The organism is Roseateles sp. P2_H4 (assembly GCF_056403315.1).
In genome coordinates, this window is sequence record NZ_JBFUFR010000015.1 from 93,471 (window position 1) to 111,206 (window position 17,736).

Below are 17,736 nucleotides of genomic sequence, written 5' to 3' on the forward strand. Positions count from 1 at the left end.
GTCATTTCACCTCTGCGGCATAGCCGCGATGCCAGGGCAGCCAGGCCCTCTCCAGGCCACGCGCAACGACATCGGCCAGCTTGCCGAGGACGGCGTAGAGCAGGATGCCGACGAGGACGATGTCGGTCTGCAGGAACTCGCGGGCGTTCATCGTCAGGTAGCCGATGCCGGCCTCGGCCGACAGCGTCTCGGCCACGATGAGCAGCACCCACATCAGGCCCAGCGAGAAGCGCAGGCCGACGAGGATGGAGGGCAGGGCGCCGGGCAGGATGACCTGGCGGTAGAGCTGGAAGCCCGACAGGCCATAGCTGCGCGCCATCTCGATGAGGTCGCGGTCGACGTTGCGGATGCCGTGGAAGGTGTTCAGGTAGACCGGGAAGAACACGCCCACCGCGACGAGCACGAGCTTGGCCGCCTCGTCGATGCCGAACCACAGGATGACGAGCGGGATCAACGCCAGCGCCGGGATGTTGCGCAGCATCTGCAGCGTGGTGTCCAGCAGCGCTTCGGCGCGTTGCCAGGTGCCGGTCAGCAGGCCCAGCAGCAGACCGAGGCCGCCGCCGAGGGCCAGCGCGGAGAAGGCGCGCACGGTGCTGACGGCGACGTGGTGGGCCAGCTCACCTGAACGCAGCAGCTTCCAGAAGGCCGCCAGCACGGCCGCGGGCTCCGGCAGGATGCGCGCCGACAGCACGCCGCTGCGCGAGGCGATCTCCCAGGCGACGAGGATGGCGGCGGGCAGCAGCCAGGGCGTGAGGCGCTTCAGCATGGCTTCAGCTGGCCGACACGGCCTTGGGCACGTAGCTGTTGGCCACGACCTCGCCGAAAGGCCCGGTCAGGGCCGGCGCCGTGAGCTTCTCGCGCACGTTCAGCGGCAGCAGCGGGAACACCAGCTCGGCGAAACGATGCGCTTCGTCCAGATGCGGATAGCCGCTGAGGATGAAGTACTCCAGGCCGATGTCGGCATACTCCTTGATGCGGTCCGCCACCTGCTGCGGGCTGCCCACCAGGGCGGTGCCCGCGCCGCCGCGCACCAGGCCCACGCCGGCCCACAGATTGGGCGCGATCTCCAGGCCGGCGCGCACATTGTTCTTGTCGAACTGGCCGCCATGCAGCTCGGCCATGCGGCGCTGGCCCACCGAGTCCATGGTCTTGAAGCGCGCCTGGGCCGCCGCGACGGTGGCTTCGTCCAGCTCGGAGAGCAGCTCGGTGGCGGCGCGCCAGGCTTCGTCCTCGGTCTCGCGCACGATGACGTGCAGGCGGATGCCGTAGCGCAGCTCGCGGCCGCGTGCCGCAGCGCGTTCGCGCACGTCGGCCAGCTTCTTCTCGACCTCGGCCGGCGGTTCACCCCAGGTGAGGTAGGTGTCGACCTGCTCCGCGGCGAGTTCGTGCGCGGGGCCCGACGAGCCACCGAAGAACACCGGCGGGTAGGGCTTGTTGAGGGGCGGGTAGAGTACCTTGCCGCCCTTGACGCTGAGGTGTTCGCCGTCGAGATCCAGAGCCTCGCCGGTGTGTGAGCGGGTCAGCAGCTCGCGCCAGATGCGGATGAACTCGGCCGACTGTTCGTAGCGCTCGGCGTGGCCAAGGAACTGGCCGTCGCCGGCGAGCTCGTCGGGGTCGCCACCGGTGACGAGGTTCACCAGCAGGCGGCCGCCCGACAGGCGGTCCAGCGTGGCGGCCATGCGCGCGCTCTGCGAGGGCGCGACGAGGCCGGGGCGCAGCGCGACGAGGAACTTGAGGTTCTTCGTCGCGTCGATGAGGCTGGCCGCGACGATCCAGGAGTCCTCGCAGCTGCGGCCCGTGGGCAGCAGCACGCCCTCGTAGCCCAGGCTGTCGGCGGCGATGGCGATCTGCTTGAAGTAGGCGTGGTCGGCCACGCGCGCGCCGCGCGAGCTGCCGAGGTAGCGGCTGTCGCCGTGGGTGGGGATGAACCAGAAGATTTTCATGCTTTCACCTGGGTGATGACATCGGCCACGCGGATGGGGCGGGGAATGAGGCCGAGCTCGGCAAAGGAGTCGGCCACCAACTGCTGCTCCTTGGCAATGTCGGTCGTCAATGGCCCGACCGGCGCCGCACCACGGCGCTCGACCATCTTGTAGACCGTGGCCAGCGGCAGGCCGGCGAAGTCGGCATAGCGCTGCACGGCGTCGCGGCGGTCGGCGCGGGCGCGCGTGTCGGTGTCGGTCAGGGCCTGGAACAGCGTGTTCAGCAGGGCCGCATCGCGGCTCAGCACGCGCGAGGCGAGGTAGAAGGTGTTGTTGCTCGTCAGCCCGCGGCTGGTGGCCAGCGCGCGCAGTTCGCCGCTGACTTCGGCGGCGGCGTAGTAGGGGTCCCACACGGACCAGGCGTCCACCGAGCCGCGCTCGAAGGCAGCACGCGCGTCGGCCGGCGGCAGGTAGACGGCCTGGATGTCGCTCCAGGCGAGCCCGGCCTTCTTCACCGCCCGCACGGTCAGGAAATGAGCGCTGCTGCCCTTCTGCAAGGCGATGCGGCGGCCCTTGAGGTCGGCCAGTGTCTTCAGCGGTGAATCCGGCTTGACGAGCACGGCCGAGCTGTCGGGCTTGGGCGGTTCGGCGCCGACATAGACGACGTCCTTGCCGGCGGCCTGCGCGAACACGGGCGGCGCATCACCGGTGGCGCCGAACTCCACGCTGCCCAGAGCCAGCGCTTCGAGCAGTTGTGGGCCGGCGGGGAACTCGGTCCACTGGATGCGGGTGCCGGGCAGGCGCTGCTCCAGCAGGCCATAGCTCTTCAGCAGCGCGAGGTTGAAGGAGCCTTTCTGGAAGCCGATGCGAAGCTGGGGCGATGCCTGCGCCCGCGTCCAGATGGAGGCCGTCGTCGCGAGGATGGCGACGGCGGCGCGTCGCGTCGTCTGCGCGCTCATTTGGCAGCCTCGGCAAGCTTGGCCGTGCCGGGCAGGGCATCGGCCACGCGGATGGGCTTGGGAATCAGGCCCAGGCTGTGGAAGGTGTCGGCGATCTTCTGCTGCTCGGCGGCGACGGCGGGCGTCAGCGGCTTAACGCCGAACTGGTAGCGCGTCAGGCTGCGCTCGACGACCTCGGGCTCCAGGCCCTGCAGCGGCGCGATGACGGCCGCGGCGGCCTTGACATTGGCCTTCAGCGTGGCGGCCTGCGCCTGCGTGTCCTCGAACAGCGCCTTGATGACTTGCGGCTGCTTCTCGGCATAGCCGCGCTCGGCCAGGTAGTAGGCGTAGTTGTTGACGATGCCGCGGCCGTCGGCCAGCACCCGCGCGCCGCTCTGCTTCTCGACGGCGGCGAGGAAGGGGTCCCAGATCACCCAGGCGTCGACGGCGCCGCGCTCGAAAGCAGCGCGAGCATCCGCCGGCGGCAGGTAGACGGCCTGCACGTCGTTGAACTTCAGGCCCTGCTTCTCCAGCGCCTTGACGATGAGGTAGTGGACATTGCTGCCCTTGTTCAGCGCGACCTTCTTGCCCTTGAGATCGGCCACCGACCTGATGGGCGAATCCTTGGGCACGACGATGGCCTCGGCCTCGGGCGCGGCCGGGTCGTAACCGATGTAGACGAACTGGGCGCCTGCGGCCTGCGCAAAGATGGGCGGCGCCTCACCGACAAAGCCGACGTCGACGGCGCCGACGTTCAGGCCTTCGAGCAGCTGCGGGCCGGCGGGGAACTCAACCCACTTCACGCTCACGCCCAGCGGGGCGAGCTTCTTCTCGAGCGAGCCGGAAGACTTCTGCAGCGTCAGCAGGCTGGCGGATTTCTGGAAGCCAATGCGCAAGGTCGTGTTCGACTGTGCGGAAGCATGGACGCTGACGGCGGCGACGAGCAGCGGCGCGGTCCAGCGGAGGAAGGAACGGAAGAGCATGTGATGTCCTGTGCAAAAAGATCCCGGCGCTCGGGCGCACCCGATCAGCGCCGTTGAGCGCCGGGATGAAGTCGCCGATCCCGTGCGGGAGGCGAGGAGACAAGCGGTGGTGTGTGCGGTGGGACAGGCTTCAACAGCTGAGCGCCGGCTCCAGCCGCTCCCGCATTCGCGGTGCAAGCGGCGCGAGCGCGCGGTCCAGGCGGGCGATGAGGTCGGGCTCGGGCACGAAGCCTCCAGCCTCATGACGGCGCAACTGGGCGTCAGTGGCAAAGACGCCGTCCAGCACATGGCGGGCGCCCAGGGCCGAGAGCACCGGCTTGAGGGCGTAGTCCAGCGCCAGGAAATGGGCCGGGCTGCCGCCGGTGGCCAGCGGCAGCACCATCTTGCCGCGCAGCGCATCGGGCGGCAGCAGGTCGAGGAAGACCTTGAGCAGGCCGCTGTAAGCCGCCTTGTAGATGGGCGTGCCGACGATGACGAGGTCGGCCTGTTCGATGGACTGCACGGCGGCGGCGATCGCCACGTCCCGCACATCGGCCGCCAGCAGCGCGTCGGCGGGCAACTGGCGCACCAGGATGTCGTCGTACTGCGTGCCGCGGCCTTCCAGGCGCGTCAGCGCGAACTGCGTGAGCCAGGCCGAACGCGAGCGTTCGCTGGGGCTGGCTGAGAGGCTGGTGATGTGCATGGCGGCCGGACTCGGTGGATGCCTTGCACGATAGGGAAAGCGCCTTCCTCGCGGAACGAAGGAAAGCGGCGATGCTTATGCGCGGAGCGCTGTTGGCGCTCCGGCACGGGCGTTAGCGCACGCCCTGCAGCGCCGCGCCGCGGGCCCTGACGACGGGCCAGTTCGCGACGATCTTGGTGCGGGTCAGCTCGATCTCGCCCTTTTCTTCGGCGGCCAGCACGGCCTCTTCAGACTTCAGCGTGTGCGGCGTGATGCCCGGCTTCCAGCGCACCATGACGAGCACCCACAGTGGGCTGTAGCTCGCGTCTGCATTGGCGCCGCCCACAGGCCGCGGGATGGAGGGCAGTACCGTGGCTTGCTCGTCGCCGGGGAACTTGTAGGCCTTTTCGACGGGCATGCCGGGCTTGACCGTGTCGGCCAGGGCCGGCACGTAGTTGATGCCCTGTTTCTTGGCGATGCCGGGGTCGGAGATGTCGGTGCTGACGTAATGCACGATCTCGCCCTCGAACCAGGCCTCCTTCAGCGGCAGGGTGACGACCTGGTCAGCGGCAAAAGTGGCAGCCGTGGTGCAGAGCAGGAGGACAGCGCCCAAGGCGCGGAGGGCAGAGGTGGGCATCAGGATTCCTCGGTAAAGGGGAAACGCGATTCTTGCGATGTGGGTGGCCGAGGCAAGGGAAAAGTGCGCGGGCAGGTCGACTTGCGGGTGGATATAACCCTGGGCCAGAAGCTTTGATCGGGTTTTCCGATACATGCGGGATGGACATCGCCAGGACTCTCAGCAGCATACGCAGGCGACCGGAGGCTCGCTGGGACGCGACCTGAACGCCTACGCCTGAGCGACAGGCCAGTCAACGTAGCGCTTCACTGGCGACAGCCCCGGCCTAACGCCTAGACTTGAAGCATGCCGGACTACTTCAACACTTACGTAGACGAGGCTCAGCTGCTCACCTATCAAGGGGCGGACTTCGATGAGGTCTGTTTGACCGATCGGTCTGGCGAACCCGGTGCGCAGGTCTGGTGCTGGACGCGGCGGGAGGGTGACCTCGCCAAGGCGTGCTGGCTGCGGCTGATCGTGGCCGTCGACGACAAGGATTCCCCGGACGCGGTCGAGCGCGTCAGGGGCGCCCTGCAGCCGCAGCCGGTGACGGATCCCGGCCGCCCGCTCTGGATGCATTGAACCCGGTCGTCTGGTCCGGCGGCCCGGATGTCCAGTTGTGCTGGCGCCGGCGTTGATACAGCCGAGTGAACTTGCGCACCTGCTGTGCCTTTGCAGCGGCGAAGGCGGTGCTTATCGTGACTCATCGTTTTCGAGCCTCACGATGAGCACCATGCGACGCACTGCCGCCTTGTCCCCGCGATCCGCTGTCATCGACGTGGCGTCACGCTGGCGCGCCAGCTTGCAAAGCCTGTGGGACGCATTGGCGCAGGATGACGACGAGCGCTTTCTCTGCGAAGCCTGGGATCTCGCCGATCTGGAACGGCGGCTGCGACGCCTGGAACAGGGCCGCATGGAACGCTTCGGCCCGCTCTCGCGCGGTTCTTGAGAGCCACTGCGTGGTCCCTCCGGCGGGAATCGAACCCACATTTGCCGCTTAGGAGGCGGCCGTTCTATCCATTGAACTACGGAGAGCACCGTCGATGCGGCAGGGGCACCGGACAGGCGGCGCGCATTCTCTCATGGGGTCGTGCGGGCTTTCTGGCAGCATGCGCCTACTGAAGGAGACACCCGACATGACTCACTCCGGAAGCTGCCACTGCGGCCGCATCAAGTTCGAGGTCGAGGGCGAGATCGGCTCGGCCCTGTCCTGCAACTGCTCGATCTGCCAGCGCAAGGGTTCGCTGCTGTGGTTCGTGCCGCGCGCCGCGCTGAAGCTGTTGACGCCAGAAGACAACGCCAGCAGCTACACCTTCAACAAGCATGTCATCCAGCACCGCTTCTGCCCAACCTGCGGCATGCACCCTTATGGCGAAGGCAAGGGGCCGGACGGTTCTGCGATGGCGGCGATCAACATCCGCTGCCTGGAAGGCATCGACCTGAAGGCCGTGCCCGTCACGGAGTTCGACGGGCGCTCGAAATAAGCGCTTAGAACTGCGTGACCAGATGGGGCTGGCCGCCGACGCGCGTCAGCACGCGACGGGGCTGATGCAGGGTACCGCCGCGCGTCGCGCGGGCCACTGCGGCCTGGGCGGCGTCCAGCAGGGCCGCCACGAGTGGACGCTCGCCGTTGCAGCGCGAGCGCGGGATGACCAGGGAGAGGTCCATGGCTTCGCTGGTCTGCAATTCCAGGCTGGCGTTGACGACCAGCGTGGAAGGCGTGCTGAGGGAGACGTCGAGATCGGCATCGACCAGATCGGCTTCGACCGGCAGATGCGGCACCGTCAGCGGGGAGAGTGATTCTGTGAACATGGCCGGAATCCTCGGGGAGGGCCCCGGCGCCCGCTGTCGGGCAGGCCAGGGCAAGGCTGTAGGACGGGGCCTGATCGCTCAGGCGTGCATCAGCGGCAGGGCCTGCTTGACGGTGGGCTTGGCGAACAGGCGACCGATCAGCGCGCGCGCGAAGAAATAGTCGTTGCGCAGCTTGTCGCCGAGCGCATCCAGGCCGACGCGGCCCTGCGGGTCGCAGGGGATGTCCAGGCCGGAGCCCTGGTAGGCCAGCGGCTCGAAGTGCAGCAGATGGGTGGGCTCGGTGTCAGTCGGCAGGGCGTTGGCGAGCGTCGTCTTGGATGCGGACTGCGGAACCGGCAGCGCCGTGGGCGCAGTTTCGGGTTGGAGCTGGATCTGGGTCATGTGAACCTCCATCGAGATCAACACGGAGTTGATGAGACAACTTTGGTCTCGATGAGATTCGAAATGTGTAGGCAGGCCGGGATGGCGGATGGGAGACGCAACGCGTCGCTTTGTAGGACGCCGCTGGCCGTCGAATCATTGCGGGCCGAGCGCCGGGCCGCTCCCAAGCCGGCCCGCGTCAGGCGATGTGCTTATGGCTCAACGCCGCAGGCATTGCCGTCCCCTCGGGGGACCGACTGGGCCGCCTGCGTTCAGCAGGGTGGACTGGGCGAGGGGCACCCAGTCAATCCCACTTCCATTGCCAGATGAGGTCCAGCGCGTTGTCGTCTCCGCCCTGTGCGCGCAGCGTGAAGCGTTGGGCGATGCGATAGATCAGCTGCCACGACCCTGTCGTCGCGTTCAGGCCGCGCTCATAGCCGACATACCAACGCCGCGAGATCTGCTTGCCCAGGCGCACGATGGTGGCCTTGGTGTCGTCGTCGCTCTGCGACAGCGAGAGTTCGTCCAGGCCGAGGTTGCGCAGCACCTTGCCCGTCGGGCCTTCGCCCTCGCCGCTGAGCAGGGCCAGTGCGGCGCGCTGCAGCAAGGCCGTGTCGGTGCGGCCGAGCCCGTCGGGGCCGCGACCCAGCAGCAGCCAGGAGAGCTTGTCGGTGTCGCTCATCTCGGGCGAGGAGTACAGGCTCACGCGTGGCGCCAGCGCCGTGCCACCGACGTAGACGCCCACGCGCACATCGAGGTTGGGGCGCACCGCGAGGAGGTCCAGCGAAGGGTTGTCGTAGGCGCCGGTGAAGCTGATGTCGCCGCGCTCGATGTCCAGCTTCTGGCCATAGGCGGCGTACTGGCCACCGTCGGCGTCGAGCTTGCCCGTCACGCGCAGCGGGCCGTTGTTCTGGCTGACCTGCAACTGGCCGCGCAGCGTCGTCGCCAGGCCGCGGCCGCGCACCTTGAAGTCGCGGCCGAAGTCCAGCGCCACGTTGACGCTGCTGGCGCGCGCCGCCTTGGGCGCGGGTGGCGCTGTGGGCGCGCCGTCCTTCTCGGGCCGCGGGCCGCGCAACACGGTGACGTCGTCGGCCAGTGCGGGCGCATCGCCGCGGCTTAAGTCGAACAGGCCTTCGTCGGCGCGCAGCTTGCCGTCGAGCTTGAGCCCCTTGGCGTCCAGGTCCAGCGAGGCCTGGCCGCTGGCGACGAGGCGGCGGTCCACGCGCGACAGCACGCGCAATTTGTCGGCCGTCATCTGGATGTGGGCCTTGGGGTCGGCGCCCAGTTCGGCCGTTCCGCTGGCGCGCAGCCAGCCATCGCCGCCGCGTGCCTCCAGCCTGGACAGCTCGGCATGCTGGCCCTTCAAGTCCAGTGTGAAGCGGCCCTCGGTCACGTCCACGCCGTAGAGCAGATGGCGCAAGGCGAGGTTCTCGCCCTCGGCGCGGCCGGTCAGGTCGGGCGCGCCCAGGCGGCCGCTCAGCTGCACGGTGGCGGCCGCGCGGCCCCCCAGCCGCCAACCCGCGGGCACCCAGCTGCCCCAGGTGCCTAGCTGCGCGACATTGGCCTGCAGCACGCCTTCCACGGGCGTCTGCGCATCGGGCCACAGCTTCGCCGGCCGCAGCGTCAGCGCGCCGCCGAAGCTGCCCAGTTCGCTGCCCGCCACGCCCTGGGCGAACTGCCAGACGCCGTCGCGCACATTGAGGGCCAGGCGCAGGTCGGTCAGGCCCAGGGCCCGCTGGCCGAATTCGTCGGTCACACGCAGGTCGCCGCTCTGGCGTTCGATGAGCAGCTCGGCGGTGAGGCGCTCGTTCAGCAGCAGCGAGGCATGGCCGGTCACGCGCAGGTCGCCGCCCCAGCCGAAGTCGGGCTGCCAGCGCGCCATCAAGGGAGCGGCGGCCAGGTCTTCCAGCTGCAGCTCGGCGCGGGCTTCGGGGCGGTCACCGCCGCGCCAGCTCAGCGCCTGCCAGCGCACGAAGGCGCCGCCGACCTCGGCCCGGCCGGGGTCGGCCGAGAGAACCGGGCCATCGCTGGCCCAGCGCAGGCCAATGTCCTTGGCCGCCAGCAGCGGTGGCGTGTTGGGACGCAGTGGCCCGATGTCCAGGCGCGCGACGCGGCCGGTCCAGGCCTGGCCGTCCCAGCGGCCACGGGCCTCGAGCTGGGCGTTCAGGGCCAGGTCTTGCGATTCACGGGTGATCTTGCCGCTGACCTGGGCCTTGACCTCATGCGCGCTGCGCCGGCCCTTCAGGTCGACCTTGGCGCTGGCGAGCTGGGCCAGCGGGTCGCGCAGCTGGCTGATGTCGAGGTTCAGCGCGACAGGACCGTCGCCGTCGGCGCCGGGCAGGGGCAGTTCCCAGCGTGCCTTCACATTGGCGATGCTGGTGCCCAGGGCCTTGGCCGAGGCCAGGGACAGGCGGCCGCTGCCACCGGCCTGCCAACCCTTGGCGCCGCGCACGAGCTGGTAGCTGCCTTCGCCCTCGCCCTGGCCGGCGATGGGCTGCTGGTCGAACAGCGCCAGCAGCGGGTTGAGTTCGGCCAGCGCGCCGGCCCTGAGCGTCGCTGTGCCGGTGACGGCCTCGGGCCGGGCCTGGCCGCTGGTCTGCACGCGGTTGTTGCCCAGGCGCCCGTCGATGTCGAAGGCCGCCGCGTCGGCCGCGCGCTCGCGCTGCAGCTTGATGCGGCCCTCGAGCGGCAGGCCGGCGAACTGGCCGGGCAGCAGGCGCACATAGGCGTTGCCGCTGAGGGTGGCCAGGGTCTTGCCACGCACGTCCACGTCGGCCTCGGCATTGAGCCGCGTCGGGCCGGGGAGGCGGGCCCAGGCCGAACCGGGCGCGCCGCGCCACAGCAGGTGCGGATCGAACTGGCGCAGCTGGGCTTTCAGTTGGGCGGCGCCGGCGGTATCGACGCGGCCGCTGGCCTGCAGCGTGGCGTCACCGCTGGCCAGGCGGGCGTCTTCGATCTGCCACTTCGTGCCCTGGCCCTGCAGTTGGGCTTTCAGGCGCAGCGGGCGGTTCTCGATCGTGCCGCTGAGGTCGAGCTTGGCATTCAAAGGGCCGGCCTTGCTGCCGGCGAGGGTGAGCGGGCCGTCCAGGCGCGCCGGCGTGGCGCGGGCGTCCAGCGCCTCGGGGCGCAGGCCTTGCACGCGGGCGTCGAGCTGCCAGCGGCCGTCGGCCTCGCGCAGGCCCTTGCCCTGCACGCGACCACCGCCGGGCAGCTCAGCGTCCAGGGCGGTCAGGCGCAGGCTGGCGGGCTGGTCGGGGCGGCCGGCCAGTGCAATGACAAGGCGATTGACGGGCAGTGCGCCCTGGTCCCAGCGGCCAGCGGCGCCGTTGCGCAAATCGGCCTGCAGCGTGGCCTCGGCATCGCGGGCGGGTGCTTTCAGCTGGGCCTCGCCGCTGAGCGCCGTGCGCGGCAGGCCCGGCATCAGCGCGGCCAGGTCGAGCTTGTCGGCCTTCAGTTGCAGCGCGTTGACGGGCCAGGGCGCGAAGGGCTGGATCTCGCCATCGGCCTTCAGCGTTTGCTGCGCAGCTTCCAGTTCGGCCTTGGCCTTGAGCTTGGCGAGCGGCCCGGTCACCGCCGCGATGGCCGACCACGGCAGGTCGGTGGCCTCGGTCTGCTGCACGCGCAGCGTCGCGTCGGTCTGCAGCGGCGCGGCGCTCTCGATGCGGGCCTTGCCGGCCAGCGTCAGGTGTTGCCAGCGCGCAGCCTTGAGCTCGATGCGATGGGTGCCGCGGCGGGGCAGGTCCAGCTGGGCGTCCAGGCCGAGCAACGGCGCCTGATCGGGCGCCCAGCTCAGCTTGGCGATGCGCAGGCTGGCGATCTGCACACCGAGCGGCAGTGTGAGGTCCGGCGGAAGGACGAGGGGCTTGTCGCTGGCCTGGCTGCGAATGACGACCTCGTCCACGGCCAGCTCGCGCGCCAGCAGCAGGCCGGCGCCGGGGCTGACACCCAGCCCCTTCCAGCGCAGGCCGCGCAACTCGGCCGAGCCGCCGGCCCAGCTGATGACGAGGCGGCGGGCGCTGAACTCGCCCATCAGCGAACCCTCGGGCGCCTCGATCTGCACGCCTGGCAGATGGGCCATCAGCCAGGCACCACCAGATGGGCGTTGCAGCAGCCAGGCGACGAAGCCGACGATCAGCACCAGCACCAGCGTCAGCGCGATCAGACCGGCGCGCAGGATGCGAAGCGACCTTCTCACAGCGTGATCCCGACGCTGAAGTGCAGCCGCCACTTGCCCGTCTCCTGCGCGCGCGCCACGTCAACGCGCAGCGGGCCGACCGGGCTGCGCCAGCGCACGCCGGCGCCGTAGCCGACGACGGCGCGGTAGTCCTGCCAGCGCCGGGCGGCATTGCCGGCGTCGACGAACACCGCGCCCCACAGGGCGGGGAAGCTGGGCATGATGGGGTGCGCAATCTCCAGACTGCCGGTGGCCAGCACGCGGCCGCCGACGGTCAGGCCGTTCTTCTCCGGGCCCAGGCTGCGATAGGCATAACCTCGCACCGACTCGTCGCCGCCGGCCAGGAAGAGCAGCTTCTCGGGTACGCCGACCTGCTCTTTCGAGACCACCTGGGCCACCTCGGCACGCGCCGATGCGAACCAGCCGCCGAAGGGCTTGTAGACGCCCAGCTTGAACTGCATGCGGCCGAAAGGCCCGCTGTCATCGCTGCCGCCGCCCTTGGCGTAGCCAAAGCCGACCAGGGCCAGGGCCTGATGGCCGTCGGTGGGCAGCAGGGTGCTGTCCAGGCGGCGGCGTATCCATTGCTGGTTGATGGAGACGGCCAGGTTGGTGTTGACCTCGCTGCCGGCGGTCTCGCGCGCCCGCAGCAGCTCGACATAGCTGAGGCGCTCGTCCTTCGTCGATTCATAGAGCCGGCCCAGGCGCACGCCGAGGTTGGTGGCGATGGTGTCGCCGGTGCGGTCCTGTTCGAACTGCARCGAGGCGAGATTGCGCTTCAGGTCGGGCTGGGGGTGGGAGCTGAGCTCAAGCTCGGCGCCGCGCAGGTCGCGGCTGAGCTGCAGCTTGGTGCGGGCTCGCACCGGCAGGTCGAAGGGCCGGCGGTGCAGGTGCTCCACACTGATGCTCTGTCCCGTGTTGCTGTGATAGCCGACGGCGACCGTGGCCTGCTGCAGGGCCGACTCGGTGACGGTGACCTGCACGGGCAGGGTGCCATCGGCGTCCGGCGCCTCGGGCAGCAGCTGCACGCGCACGGCGTCGAAGAGCTGGGTCTTGGCCAGGCGCTCCTGGAACTCGGCCAGCTTCTGCTCCGTATAGCCGTCGCCCTTGTCAAAGCCGGCGAGTCGCTCGATGGCGTCGCGGTCCTGGCGCTTGAGGCCTTCGATGCGCAGCGCGCCAAGCCGGGCGCGGTTGCCGCTGGCCAGCACGAGATGGAGTTCGGCGCTCTGGTCCTCGGGATCGACGCGCGCCCCCGTCTCGGCCCAGCGCGCCAGCGGGTAGCCGCCATTGCGGGCGCGCAGCAGCAGGTCGCTCTTGCCCGAGGCCCATTGGGCCTGCGTGAAGGCGGCCCCCTTCTTCAGTGGCCACGCGCCGCGCAGCGCGTCGCGCAAGGGCTGGGCGCCTTCATCGGCGAGGCCTTCCGTGAACTCGATGTCCAGCTTGCCGACCCGCGTCAGCGGACCCGGTTTGACGGCGAGCAGCAGCCGCGTCTCGTCCGCAGGGTCACGGTCCACGGCGGCCTTGGCGTTGAAATAGCCTTCGGTCTCCAGCAGGCCCTCGGCCTGGGCCGGCGCTGCCGCGGCCAGGCGGGCCAGCTCGACCTTGCTCAGCGCCGCCTCGCTGGCGCGGTAGCGGGCGATGTCCAGGTTCTGGGCCAGCAGCGTGCGCAGCGCTGCGGCGTCGCGGCTGTCGCCGTCGATGCGGATGTCCAGGCTGTAGACGGCGGGCGCGTCGGCCGGGATGTCCGGGGCCTTGGGTGCGGGGGGCTGCGGTGGAGCGGGTGTCGCACAGCCGCTCAGTACCACCACGAGCAGCAACGCGAGGAGACGCGTCATTTACTGAGCAGCCGCATCGCGCCTTCGAGTCCGGAAAGGGTCAGCGGGAACATGCGCTGCTGCATCAGCTGCTGGATCAGCGCGATGCTCTGCCGGTACTGCCAGACGCCTTGCGGCTCGGGGTTGATCCACGCGTACTTGGGGAAGGCGTGGGTGAGCCGCTGTATCCACTCGGCGCCGGGCTCGTCGTTGTTGTATTCGACGCTGCCGCCGGCCTGCAGGATCTCGTAGGGGCTCATGGTCGCGTCGCCGACGAAGATGAGCTTGTAGTCGCGGTTGTACTTGCGGATCAGGTCGAAGGTGTTGAGCTTCTCGGCGAAGCGGCGCCGGTTGTTCTTCCAGACGAAGTCGTAGACGCAGTTGTGGAAGTAATAGAACTCGAGGTGCTTGAACTCGGTCTTGGCGGCGCTGAACAGCTCCTCGACGCGGCTGACGTGCTCGTCCATCGTGCCGCCCACGTCCATCAGCAGCAGCACCTTGACCTTGTTGTGGCGCTCGGGCTGCATGCGGATGTCCAGCATGCCGGCGTTGGCGGCGGTGCCGTGGATAGTGCCGTCCAGGTCCAGCTCCAGCTCCGAGCCCTCGCGCGCAAAGCGGCGCAGCCGGCGCAGGGCCACCTTGATGTTGCGCGTGCCCAGCTCCAGCGTGTCGTCGTAGTCGCGGTAGGCGCGCTGCTCCCACACCTTCACCGCGCTCTTGTTGCCGCCGGCGCCGCCGATGCGGATGCCCTGCGGGTTGTAGCCCGAGTTGCCGAAGGGGCTGGTGCCGCCGGTGCCTATCCAGCGGTTGCCGCCCTCGTGGCGCTCCTTCTGCTCCTCGAAACGCTTCTTCAGCGTCTCCATCAGCTCGTTCCAGCCCATCTTCTCGATGGCGGCCTTCTGCTCGGGCGAGAGCTCGATCTCCAGCTGTTTGCGCAGCCACTCGAGCGGCACCTCGGCGGTGAAGTCGGTCAGCATCTCCACGCCCTTGAAGTAGGCAGAGAAGACGCGGTCGAACTTGTCGTACTGGGTCTCGTCCTTGACGAGGCTGGTGCGGGCCAGGTGGTAGAAGTCGTCGATGCTGGCCGTGCCGCCGTTGTCGGGGCCGCCGATGACGCCGGCCTGCAGGGCTTCCAGCAGCGTCAGGTACTCGGGCACCGTCACCTTGAGCTTGGCGGCACGCAGCGTGTAGAAGAACTGGATCAGCATCGGTGCGGACTCGGGGACTGCAGGTCGAAAACGATTATGCAGCGCGAGTCTCGCCGGAGTTAGGGATGCCGTCTTTCGGGCCGAGCGCCGGGCCGCTCCCTAGCCGGCCCGCGCTGGCGATGTGCTTGCGGCTCAATGCCGCGAGCATCGCCGTCCCCTCGGGGGCTGAGGCCGGACACGGTGACTCCTGTGGACTCGCCGTGCCTGCCGAAGAGCAGTGGGCCGGCCCACTGCGCGGTCTGCAAGACCGGTCAGACGCACCGCGTTCAGCGGAGTGCGGCTGGACGAGGGGCACCTAGTTACAGGGCTCGACGCGGAACTCGACGCGCCGGTCCAGGGCGTCCACCGCGTTGTCGCTGCCACTGCCCACCAGGTTCTCGCGCCAGCCCATGCCGCTGGCCTTGACGCGCTGGCTCAGCGTCGAAGCCTCCGCCGCCAGCCGCTGCTGGATGAAGGTGGCGCGTTGCAGCGACAGCGCGTCGTTGGTCTGCTCCGAGCCGGTGTGGCTGGTGTGGCCGACGATGACCATGCAGACCCGGGCACCGGAGCCCTCCTTGGCGATCTGCCTGATCCACATCGGATAGGCGCCGCTGACCTTGGGGTCGGACCAGAACTCCGTGCTGCCGGGGTTGAAGAGGAATTTCACGTCCAGCTTGTTGGCACGCAGCCCATAGGCCACGATCTGGCCAAAGGCCCACTCGGCCTCGGCAGTGCGCCCGAGCTTGACGTTGTTGAGGTAGATGCCGTTGAGGGTGCGCAGCTGTTCGCCGCCGGCCTGGGTGCGGGCCTCCTGGTATTTGGCCAGCGATTCCTGGTAGCGCTCGGAGTTGTAGAGGGTGCCGGCCTCGTTGATGACGCTGGCCACCGCGACGCGTTCAAGGTAGAGGCTGTTGGCCGAGCTGCCCGGTGCCGTCAACGCCGTGCTGATGTAGCCGTCCACCACCTTGTCCTTCACCAGCACCGGGCTGTCCTGGTAGATCGCCAGCGGCGTGTGGTTGAGACCGTCGTCGCGCGCCAGCGCCGAGGCCTGGGCCACCACCTGGCCCGTCTTGATTTCCACCAGGGCCAGGTTGATCTGCAAGGACTTCTTGCCCGGGACGCCCAACAGTCGCGTCAGCGTGCCGGTCAGCAGGTACTGGACCCTGGACAGGTTCTCGGTCTTGAAGGGCAGCAGATCGAAGCCGCCCTCCTTGCGCGCCGCGAGGCGGTCGCCGATGCGGCGCTCGAGCAGTTGCGTGGTCTGGGTCTGCTGGCCGCTGGTCGCGTCGATCATCGGGTCGACGACGACGTTCTTCCTGACGATCTTGGACTCCATCTTCGCCAGGAAGGCGGGCAGCTTCTGGGTCTGGCCCACCAGGCCGTCGGTCGCCACGACGATGGCCTCGCTGAAGGACAGCTCGTTGGTCGAGACGGTGGGCTGCTTGGGCGCCGTCTCCAGGCAGCCTGCGAGCAATGCCATGCAGCCCAGCATGGCGGCACGCGCCAGCTGCACTGAAAAATTGATGCGATTCGTGTGGCCAGCGCTACTCATCGACATTCCTTCTTCAGGTAAGCGGCCTCGCTCGCAGTCAGCGGTTCCAGCGAGGCCTTTTGCAGAATATCACTGCATCTCGCGCCTTTCGTGCTGGCCTGCGCGGGGGCAGGGGCTGGCACGGCAGGGCGCGGCTTGAGTACGGCCGGGGCCGAGGCTGCGGGTGCTGGTGCTGGTGCCGGCACGGGTGCTGGCGCAGATGCCGGTTCAGCGGCCGGCATGGACGCGGGCGTGGAAGCGGGCTGCACCGGCACGCTGGCGGCCGCTGCGGCTGGCTGAGGGCTGGAGGCGGCCGGCCCCGCTGCGGGGGCCGGCAAGGGGGCTGGCGGCAGCGGTGAGGGGGTCGGCGCAGAGAGCAGGCGATAACCGCCCCAGGCCAATGCGGCCAGGCCGCCCAAACCGCCCAGGCCCAACACCAGCGTGCGGCGCGACTTGGGCGGCGCAGGCGCCTGCTCAGGCAGTTGCGCAGGCAGTTCTGCAGCTGTTGGCGCGGGCGCTTGCACAGGCGCCGCGGCAGGTGCCGTGTGAGGCGGCGGAGCGGGCAGCACCGGGACCGTGGCCTGCACCGCCGTCGGGACCAAGGGAGCGGGGGCGGTGCGCTGCGGCTGGGTTTTCGGCTGCGGCTGCGTCTTGGGCGGTGCCGGCTCGCGCGGCGCGAGCTGGGGGCTGCCCGTCGTCGGCTGGGACGGATCGAAGTCCGGCATCAGCAGCGTCTGGGTGCCCGACGGCAGGCCGAATTCGAGCAGGTCGATGGTCTGCGTGTCGTCGGCGGTGAGCAGGGCCCGGAACTCGGCAATGGATTGCGGGCGATCCTTGGGGTGGATGGCCAGCGCGACGTCGATGGCCGCGAGGAAGGCGTTGCCGCAGCGCCCGGCGGCCACCGTCGCCAGTGGTTTCAGCTGGTCGTTGAGCAGGCGCTCGACGGAGGCCACCGTGCGGCGGCCACTGATGGCCGCGTAGAGCACGCTGGCCAGCGCGAAGATGTCGGTCCAGGGGCCCTGGGTGACACCGGGCATGTCGCCGTATTGCTCGATGGGGGCGAAGCCCGGCTTGAGCATGGCCGTCAGCGCGTGCGTGAGATCGCCGATGACGCGGCGCGCGGCGCCGAAGTCCAGCAGCAGCGGCCCATGGTCGGTGAGCAGGATGTTGTCCGGCGCGATGTCGCGGTGGTAGCAGTGCTCGTTGTGCAGCACCTCCAGCGCATCCAGCAGCGGCATCAGCCAGGCGCGCACCTCGGCCTCGGTCGACGGCCGGCCAAGCTTGGCCAGCGCCTCCTTCAGCGTCTGCCCCTGGTAGTAGGGCATGGCCATGTAGGCGGTGCCGTTCTGCTCCCAGAACTGATGCACCTTGAGCAGCGCGGGGTGGTCGAAGCGGGCCAGCAACTTGGCCTCGTTGACGAAGCTCCGCAGCCCGATCGCAAAGGTCTCTTCGTGAACGGGTGACTTGACCAGCACCGTCAGCGACTGGCCGGCGCGCGCCGCCATCGAGGAGGGCAGGTATTCCTTGATGGCGACCTGCCGTTCCAGGGCCACGTCGGTGGCCAGGTAGACGATGCCGAAACCGCCTTCTCCCAGCACCCGGTCGATGCGGTAGTCGTGGATGCGCGTGCCGGGCGGGATGGTGTGCCCCGGCGTCAACGGAGCCGCCAGCGCGATGGTGGGCTCTACCGGGTCTTCGGGGGCGTTCCGCTTGGGTGGATCCGCAGCCGTTTCGCTCATTG

At 69.4% G+C, this 17,736-nt stretch carries 16 protein-coding genes and 1 tRNA gene; 3 read left to right on the forward strand and 14 right to left on the reverse strand.

The genetic code is table 11. The features are described 5' to 3' along the window. Position 1 precedes the first annotated feature (1 nt). The 6 genes from ssuC to AC1DW3_RS13350 all read right to left on the reverse strand — a co-directional run bounded on the left by ssuC (position 2) and on the right by AC1DW3_RS13350 (position 5,141). The gene (gene ssuC, locus AC1DW3_RS13325) at positions 2-766 is read right to left on the reverse strand and encodes an aliphatic sulfonate ABC transporter permease SsuC (RefSeq protein WP_477931797.1); all 765 of its coding nucleotides are present in this window, start codon (positions 764-766) and stop codon (positions 2-4) included. Between the two features lie 4 nt (positions 767-770). Continuing rightward, positions 771-1,943, reverse strand: a complete 1,173-nt coding sequence (ssuD, locus tag AC1DW3_RS13330; RefSeq protein ID WP_477931798.1) for an FMNH2-dependent alkanesulfonate monooxygenase — start codon at positions 1,941-1,943, stop codon at positions 771-773. Beyond that, positions 1,940-2,881 (reverse strand): aliphatic sulfonate ABC transporter substrate-binding protein, encoded by a 942-nt coding sequence (locus AC1DW3_RS13335; RefSeq protein ID WP_477931799.1) that lies wholly within the window; start codon positions 2,879-2,881, stop codon positions 1,940-1,942. The genes ssuD and AC1DW3_RS13335 overlap by 4 nt, the downstream gene beginning before the upstream one ends. After that, complete coding sequence (locus AC1DW3_RS13340) at positions 2,878-3,843, reverse strand: sulfonate ABC transporter substrate-binding protein (RefSeq protein ID WP_477931800.1); 966 nt, start codon at positions 3,841-3,843, stop codon at positions 2,878-2,880. The genes AC1DW3_RS13335 and AC1DW3_RS13340 overlap by 4 nt, the downstream gene beginning before the upstream one ends. 130 nt (positions 3,844-3,973) lie before the next feature. After that, positions 3,974-4,525, reverse strand: coding sequence for an NADPH-dependent FMN reductase (ssuE, locus tag AC1DW3_RS13345; protein WP_477931801.1), 552 nt, complete (start codon positions 4,523-4,525; stop codon positions 3,974-3,976). A gap of 112 nt (positions 4,526-4,637) precedes the next feature. Further along, positions 4,638-5,141 (reverse strand): DUF7482 domain-containing protein, encoded by a 504-nt coding sequence (locus AC1DW3_RS13350; RefSeq protein WP_477931802.1) that lies wholly within the window; start codon positions 5,139-5,141, stop codon positions 4,638-4,640. Between the two features lie 285 nt (positions 5,142-5,426). Here AC1DW3_RS13350 and AC1DW3_RS13355 point away from each other — a divergent pair, with 285 nt between their 5' ends. Next, on the forward strand, positions 5,427-5,702 hold the full coding sequence (locus AC1DW3_RS13355; RefSeq protein WP_477931803.1) for a hypothetical protein: 276 nt from the start codon (positions 5,427-5,429) through the stop codon (positions 5,700-5,702). A 142-nt stretch (positions 5,703-5,844) separates the two neighbouring features. Continuing rightward, positions 5,845-6,069 carry a hypothetical protein gene (locus AC1DW3_RS13360; protein WP_477931804.1) on the forward strand — a complete coding sequence of 75 codons (225 nt, stop codon included), beginning with the start codon at positions 5,845-5,847 and terminating at the stop codon, positions 6,067-6,069. 11 nt (positions 6,070-6,080) lie between these two features. Here the strand turns inward: AC1DW3_RS13360 and AC1DW3_RS13365 are convergent. Beyond that, a tRNA-Arg gene (locus tag AC1DW3_RS13365) sits at positions 6,081-6,155 on the reverse strand. Between the two features lie 101 nt (positions 6,156-6,256). Between AC1DW3_RS13365 and AC1DW3_RS13370 the strand changes: the two genes are divergently transcribed. Continuing rightward, positions 6,257-6,604 (forward strand): GFA family protein, encoded by a 348-nt coding sequence (locus tag AC1DW3_RS13370; protein WP_477931805.1) that lies wholly within the window; start codon positions 6,257-6,259, stop codon positions 6,602-6,604. A 4-nt stretch (positions 6,605-6,608) separates the two neighbouring features. Here AC1DW3_RS13370 and AC1DW3_RS13375 read toward each other — a convergent pair whose 3' ends face one another. From AC1DW3_RS13375 to AC1DW3_RS13405, 7 genes are all read right to left on the reverse strand, one after another. Continuing rightward, positions 6,609-6,932, reverse strand: coding sequence for a hypothetical protein (locus AC1DW3_RS13375; RefSeq protein ID WP_477931806.1), 324 nt, complete (start codon positions 6,930-6,932; stop codon positions 6,609-6,611). Between the two features lie 78 nt (positions 6,933-7,010). Further along, positions 7,011-7,313: a hypothetical protein gene (locus AC1DW3_RS13380; protein WP_477931807.1), complete on the reverse strand. Its 303-nt coding sequence runs from the start codon at positions 7,311-7,313 to the stop codon at positions 7,011-7,013. 283 nt (positions 7,314-7,596) lie between these two features. Continuing rightward, complete coding sequence (locus AC1DW3_RS13385) at positions 7,597-11,487, reverse strand: translocation/assembly module TamB domain-containing protein (protein WP_477931808.1); 3,891 nt, start codon at positions 11,485-11,487, stop codon at positions 7,597-7,599. Next, positions 11,484-13,298: an autotransporter assembly complex protein TamA gene (locus AC1DW3_RS13390; protein WP_477931809.1), complete on the reverse strand. Its 1,815-nt coding sequence runs from the start codon at positions 13,296-13,298 to the stop codon at positions 11,484-11,486. The genes AC1DW3_RS13385 and AC1DW3_RS13390 overlap by 4 nt, the downstream gene beginning before the upstream one ends. Next, complete coding sequence (locus AC1DW3_RS13395; protein WP_477931810.1) at positions 13,295-14,485, reverse strand: vWA domain-containing protein; 1,191 nt, start codon at positions 14,483-14,485, stop codon at positions 13,295-13,297. Before AC1DW3_RS13395 ends, AC1DW3_RS13390 begins: the two co-directional genes overlap by 4 nt. 295 nt (positions 14,486-14,780) lie before the next feature. Continuing rightward, complete coding sequence (locus AC1DW3_RS13400) at positions 14,781-16,016, reverse strand: OmpA family protein (protein ID WP_477931811.1); 1,236 nt, start codon at positions 16,014-16,016, stop codon at positions 14,781-14,783. Continuing rightward, positions 16,013-17,734, reverse strand: a complete 1,722-nt coding sequence (locus AC1DW3_RS13405) for a serine/threonine protein kinase (protein ID WP_477931812.1) — start codon at positions 17,732-17,734, stop codon at positions 16,013-16,015. The genes AC1DW3_RS13400 and AC1DW3_RS13405 overlap by 4 nt, the downstream gene beginning before the upstream one ends. Between the last annotated feature and the right edge of the window lie 2 nt (positions 17,735-17,736).

Bases quoted from the DNA above. Each gene is read 5' to 3' on its own strand.
- ssuC (WP_477931797.1), bottom strand. From the start codon at position 766: ATGCTGAAGCGCCTCACGCCCTGGCTGCTGCCCGCCGCCATCCTCGTC.
- ssuD (WP_477931798.1), bottom strand. From the start codon at position 1,943: ATGAAAATCTTCTGGTTCATCCCCACCCACGGCGACAGCCGCTACCTC.
- AC1DW3_RS13335 (WP_477931799.1), bottom strand. From the start codon at position 2,881: ATGAGCGCGCAGACGACGCGACGCGCCGCCGTCGCCATCCTCGCGACG.
- AC1DW3_RS13340 (WP_477931800.1), bottom strand. From the start codon at position 3,843: ATGCTCTTCCGTTCCTTCCTCCGCTGGACCGCGCCGCTGCTCGTCGCC.
- ssuE (WP_477931801.1), bottom strand. From the start codon at position 4,525: ATGCACATCACCAGCCTCTCAGCCAGCCCCAGCGAACGCTCGCGTTCG.
- AC1DW3_RS13350 (WP_477931802.1), bottom strand. From the start codon at position 5,141: ATGCCCACCTCTGCCCTCCGCGCCTTGGGCGCTGTCCTCCTGCTCTGC.
- AC1DW3_RS13355 (WP_477931803.1), top strand. From the start codon at position 5,427: ATGCCGGACTACTTCAACACTTACGTAGACGAGGCTCAGCTGCTCACC.
- AC1DW3_RS13360 (WP_477931804.1), top strand. From the start codon at position 5,845: ATGAGCACCATGCGACGCACTGCCGCCTTGTCCCCGCGATCCGCTGTC.
- AC1DW3_RS13370 (WP_477931805.1), top strand. From the start codon at position 6,257: ATGACTCACTCCGGAAGCTGCCACTGCGGCCGCATCAAGTTCGAGGTC.
- AC1DW3_RS13375 (WP_477931806.1), bottom strand. From the start codon at position 6,932: ATGTTCACAGAATCACTCTCCCCGCTGACGGTGCCGCATCTGCCGGTC.
- AC1DW3_RS13380 (WP_477931807.1), bottom strand. From the start codon at position 7,313: ATGACCCAGATCCAGCTCCAACCCGAAACTGCGCCCACGGCGCTGCCG.
- AC1DW3_RS13395 (WP_477931810.1), bottom strand. From the start codon at position 14,485: ATGCTGATCCAGTTCTTCTACACGCTGCGTGCCGCCAAGCTCAAGGTG.
- AC1DW3_RS13400 (WP_477931811.1), bottom strand. From the start codon at position 16,016: ATGAGTAGCGCTGGCCACACGAATCGCATCAATTTTTCAGTGCAGCTG.
- AC1DW3_RS13405 (WP_477931812.1), bottom strand. From the start codon at position 17,734: ATGAGCGAAACGGCTGCGGATCCACCCAAGCGGAACGCCCCCGAAGAC.